The organism is uncultured Cardiobacterium sp., from assembly GCF_938028825.1.
Lineage (GTDB): Bacteria > Pseudomonadota > Gammaproteobacteria > Cardiobacteriales > Cardiobacteriaceae > Cardiobacterium.
This window is the reverse complement of sequence record NZ_CALIZP010000027.1, coordinates 1-4,260: the sequence shown is the minus strand read 5'-3', so window position 1 is coordinate 4,260 and position 4,260 is coordinate 1. Positions and strand designations below refer to the sequence as shown.

At 60.0% G+C, this 4,260-nt stretch carries 5 protein-coding genes; all 5 read right to left on the bottom strand.

Annotated elements, in window-relative coordinates:
- Nucleotides 1-95 precede the first annotated feature (95 nt).
- Nucleotides 96-674, bottom strand: coding sequence for a tetratricopeptide repeat protein (locus tag Q0562_RS04070; protein ID WP_298641516.1), 579 nt, complete (start codon nucleotides 672-674; stop codon nucleotides 96-98).
- A 20-nt stretch (nucleotides 675-694) separates the two neighbouring features.
- Nucleotides 695-1,267, bottom strand: a complete 573-nt coding sequence (pal, locus tag Q0562_RS04065; RefSeq protein ID WP_298641513.1) for a peptidoglycan-associated lipoprotein Pal — start codon at nucleotides 1,265-1,267, stop codon at nucleotides 695-697.
- A 37-nt stretch (nucleotides 1,268-1,304) separates the two neighbouring features.
- A complete protein-coding gene (tolB, locus tag Q0562_RS04060) occupies nucleotides 1,305-2,561 on the bottom strand; it encodes a Tol-Pal system beta propeller repeat protein TolB (RefSeq protein WP_298641510.1) in 1,257 nt (418 codons plus the stop codon).
- Nucleotides 2,562-2,642: 81 nt separating this feature from the next.
- Complete coding sequence (locus Q0562_RS04055) at nucleotides 2,643-3,257, bottom strand: cell envelope integrity protein TolA (RefSeq protein WP_298641507.1); 615 nt, start codon at nucleotides 3,255-3,257, stop codon at nucleotides 2,643-2,645.
- A gap of 14 nt (nucleotides 3,258-3,271) precedes the next feature.
- Nucleotides 3,272-4,260, bottom strand: a 989-nt coding sequence (tolA, locus tag Q0562_RS04050) for a cell envelope integrity protein TolA (RefSeq protein ID WP_298641505.1), incomplete at its 5' end; no start/stop codon positions are given.

Genomic DNA, 4,260 nt, shown 5'->3' with positions numbered 1-4,260 from the left:
TAAATCTCATTGCATCTTCACGCTACTTTATTTGCTTAGATGTATGAAATGTTAGCCGAAGCGGGGCTTCGGCTTGTCGCGCTGTATCCGGCCGATTATTGCAAGGCGCTGGCGCCCTGGCTGGCAAGGGTGTCGGCGTCGGCGGTGCGGCCGAGGGCGCGCAGGCTTTCCACCAGCTTGTTCAGCGCCGCCTGTGAGCGTTCGCCGTTCGGTTGGGCTTTGAGGTAGGCACCAAGGTAGCGGCTGGCCATGTCGAAGTTGCGCTGCATGTAGTAGGCATCGCCCAGCCAGTATTGGGCGAGGGTGGCTTCGTTGCCGCCGGCGTTGCCGCTGTTCAGATATTGTTCGAGGGTGCCGATGGCACCGTTCAGGTCGCCGGCGCGGTATTGGGCAAGGCCGGTTTCGTAGCCGCCGCCCGTTTGCTGGCCGCCTTGCGGGGCGGCTTCGCCTTTGCGCGCGGTCGGCACGGCGGAGACGCCGCTCGGCAGACGGGCGCTTTTGCCGACTTCGTCGATACGCACTTTCATGCCGGCCTGTTCGCTTTCCATTTGCTTGATGCGGTTGTTGAGTTCGTCCACCTGGCGGCGGGTAGCGGCAAGTTCCGCCGGGTCAACGGTGGCGCAGCCGCCGAGGGTGAGAGCCAGGATGAGGGCGGTGGCGGTGTGTTTTTGCATGGGTGCTCTCCTGTGGGTTGTCAGTACATGATGACGACGCGGCGGTTCTTCGCGTAGTCTTCTTCGCTTGAGCCGTAGGCGGCGGGGCGTTCTTCGCCGTAGCTGAGGACGCGCATTTGTTGCGGGGCGACGCCCTGGGCGGCGAAGTGTTCTTGCACGGAGTAGCCGCGCCGTTCGCCGAGGGCGATGTTGTATTCACGGGTGCCGCGTTCGTCGGTGTGGCCTTCGAGGACGACGTTGGTCTGCGGGTTGGCGCGCAGATAGGCGGCGTGCTCGCGGATGACGGCCTCGGAGCGGCTGTCGATGGCGCTGCTGTCGTAGGCGAAGTAGATGATGCGATCTTTGTCGGCGGATTGCGGGCCGCCGGTCACGTTGCGCCCGTATTGCGGGTCGTTGTAGTAGTCGGCGGTGCCGGCGTTGCCGCGCCCGTAGCTGGTATTGCTGCCGTAGGTGGCACCGTCGCCGTAGCCGCCCATGCCGTCTGCGCCCGCACCTGCGCCTGCGCCTTCTTCGCCTTCGAGGCCGTAGGGGCTGGAACAGGCGGCGGCGAGCAGGGTGAAGAGGAGGGTACCGAGGTAGTGTTTGCGTTTCATGTCGGGATTCCTGTTTGTTGTTTTTGGCAATGGGGCATCAGGGACGGGTATCGGGGCTCCAGGCCGGGTCGCGCAGACGGCCGTTCGGGTCGGACAGGGTTTGTGCCACGCCGCCCTTGCTGTTGATGATTTTGAGGACGGATCTGCCGCCTTCTTTGGTGGCGTAGATGATGAGCTGGCCGTCCGGGGCGAAGCTCGCGCCTTCGTCGAGGCGGCCATTGGTGAGGGCCTCGAAGCGCTGGCTGGCGAGGTTGTAGGTGCCGATTTGGTAACCGCCGCCACTCTGGCGGGTGAGAACCAGCGAGCTGCCGTCCGGCGAGAGGTCGCTGTTGGCGCTGTAACCGTTGCCGGAGACGACGCGTTCTGCCGCGCCGCCATTTCTGCTCATGCGGTAGATTTGCGGGCTACCGGAGCGGTCGGAGGTAAAGTAGATGTAGTTGCCGTCCGGCGAGAAGGCAGGCTCGGTGTCAATCGAGCTGTGGTCGGTCAGGCGGGTTTTGCTACCGCTGGCGAGGTTGAGCAGGTAGATGTCGGGGTTGTTGTTTTCGGACTGGACGATGGCAAGGTAGTTGCCGTCCGGCGAGAAGGCGGGGGCGCTGCTGATGCCGTTGCCCTGGGCGACGATGCGGCGGCCGCCGCCGAGATCCTGGATGACGACTTGCGCGTAGTGGTTGGCGTAGGTGACGAAGGCGATGGCGCGGCCGTTCGGCGCCCAGGCGGGAGAAAGGATGGGTTCGGAGGAGGTGTAGAGTTCGCGGCGGTTGGCGCCGTCCACATCGGAGACGACGAGGCTGTATTTGCGGCCGTTTTTACCGCCCTGTTCGAGGATGTAGGCGAGCTGGGTACCGAAGACGCCGCGTTTGCCGGTCAGACGGTAGAGTATCCAGTCGGAGACCTGGTGCGCGAGTTGGCGGGCGTCGGCATCGCTGAGGTTGTCGCTGGCAAGCACGCTGCCGGCATTGATGTCGCCGAGGCTGAACTGGCCGCTGCCGCTGCCCTGCATGACGCCGGAGACGACGTAATCGGCACCGGCCTGTTTCCAGGCGGGATAGTTGCCGGCATCGGCGGCGGGGAAACTGTTGGGGTTAAGCGGCTGGAAGAGGCCGGTTTTGTGCAGGTCGGAAGCGATGAGGTAGTCCATTTTCACGCCGGGGTCGCCCTGGATGGGCAGGACGGCGATGGGGCGGGCGGCGACTTGGGCACCGGAGACGTTGACTTCGACTTGGGCCTGCGCGCCGAACCACGGCAGGAGCAGGCTGAGGCCGAGCAGTTTCCATTTGTTGTTGTGTTTCATGGGGTTCACCTTGTTTTTGGGGTTATGGTTGCGAGGGGCGCGCATTGTAGCAGTTTCCGTTTTTGCGCGGTTTGGGCGCGCTCAGGGGTCGAAGGTGGCGATGATGCCGTCGGTCACGAGGGCTTCAACGGCGCCGGGATGTTTCGGCAGTGGCAGCGGTGAGGCATCGTGTACCGCTTTAATTGCCGAATCATCAAAGCGTTTGTTGCCGCTGCTTTGTTTGATAGCGATTTGGGTGACATCACCTTTTGGGTCAAATTTAATGTGAAGTTTGACTTTGAGATTGCTGGGAATGTTGGACGGCAGACGCCAGAATTTTTTCATTCTGGCACCAAGGATATTGGTGCCGAAATCGGCGAGGGCAGCTTTGGCTTCGATGCTATTTTTGCCAGAGGCCTTTTCAGCATCTTGACCAAGTTCAGCAGCCAAGGCCGCCACTACAGCTTTTTTTTCACTTTCGGCTTGGCTCTTCGCGGTAGCCTCTGCGTTTTTATCTTGCACGGCAAGACGTGCAATTTCCGTCAGCTCTTTTTTTTGTTCGGCAAGTTGTTGTTGTGCGGTCGCCAGTTTTTTTTCCAAGTGGGCGATTTTTGCCTGTTGCAGGGTAATCCGGTCATCCAGGGTCGGTTCTTCGGCACGCGTAATCGTTATTCCGCCAAGTGCCAGAATAGTCATAACGGTGCGGATGCTGTGCATGGTATTTCCCTGAATCATGGGTCAAAGTTGGCGATGATGCCGTCGGTCACGAGGGCTTCAACGGCGCCGGGATGTTTCGGCAGTGGCAGCGGTGAGGCGTCGTGTACGGCGCGCAAGGCGGCGTCGTCGAAGAGTTTGTTGCCGCTGCTTTGTTTGATGGCGGCTTTGGTGACGTTGCCTTTTTTATCGAGCTTCACGAAGAGTTTGACTTTGAGGTTGCCCGGTATGTTTGGCGGCAGACGCCAGAATCGTTTCATCCTCGCTTCAAGAATATTTTTGCCAAAATCTTGTAGGGCAGCTTTGGCTTCGGCACTTTCTTTGCCAGCGGCTTTTTCGGCGTCACCGGCGAGTTCTGCGGCCATCTGTGCTGCAAAAGCTTTTCTATCAGCGTCGGCTCTTTTTTTATCCGCTTCTGCTTTGGCTTTGGCGGCGGCTTCTTCTTTGGCTTTTTTCGCAGCGGCTTCTTTGGCGGCTTTTTCTGCTGCTGCTTTTTCGGCAGCAGCTTTGGCGGCTGCTTCTTTTTCCGCTTTGGCTTTCGCTGCCGCCGCTTCTTTGGCGGCTTTCTCGGCTGCTGCTTTTTCAGCCGCCGCTTTTTCTTTTGCGGCTTTAGCGGCAGCTTCTTTTTCGGCTTTGGCTTTCGCCGCTGCCGCTTCTTTGGCGGCTTTTTCTTTCGCAGCTTTAGCAGCGGCTTCTTTTTCGGCCTTAGCCTTTGCCGCTTTTTCAGCAGCAGCGGCTTCCCTGGCTTTAGCAGCTTTTTCGGCGGCGGCTTTTTCTTTCGCTTCTTTAGCGGCCGCTTCTTTTTCGGCTTTGGCCTTTGCGGCTTTATCAGCAGCCGCTTTTTCTTTCGCCGCTTGGGCTGCCGCTGCTTTGTCGGCGGCGGCTTTTTCTTTCGCTTCTTTAGCGGCCGCTTCTTTTTCGGCTTTGGCCTTTGCGGCTTTATCAGCAGCCGCTTTTTCTTTCGCCGCTTGGGCTGCCGCTGCTTTGTCGGCGGCGGCTTTTTCTT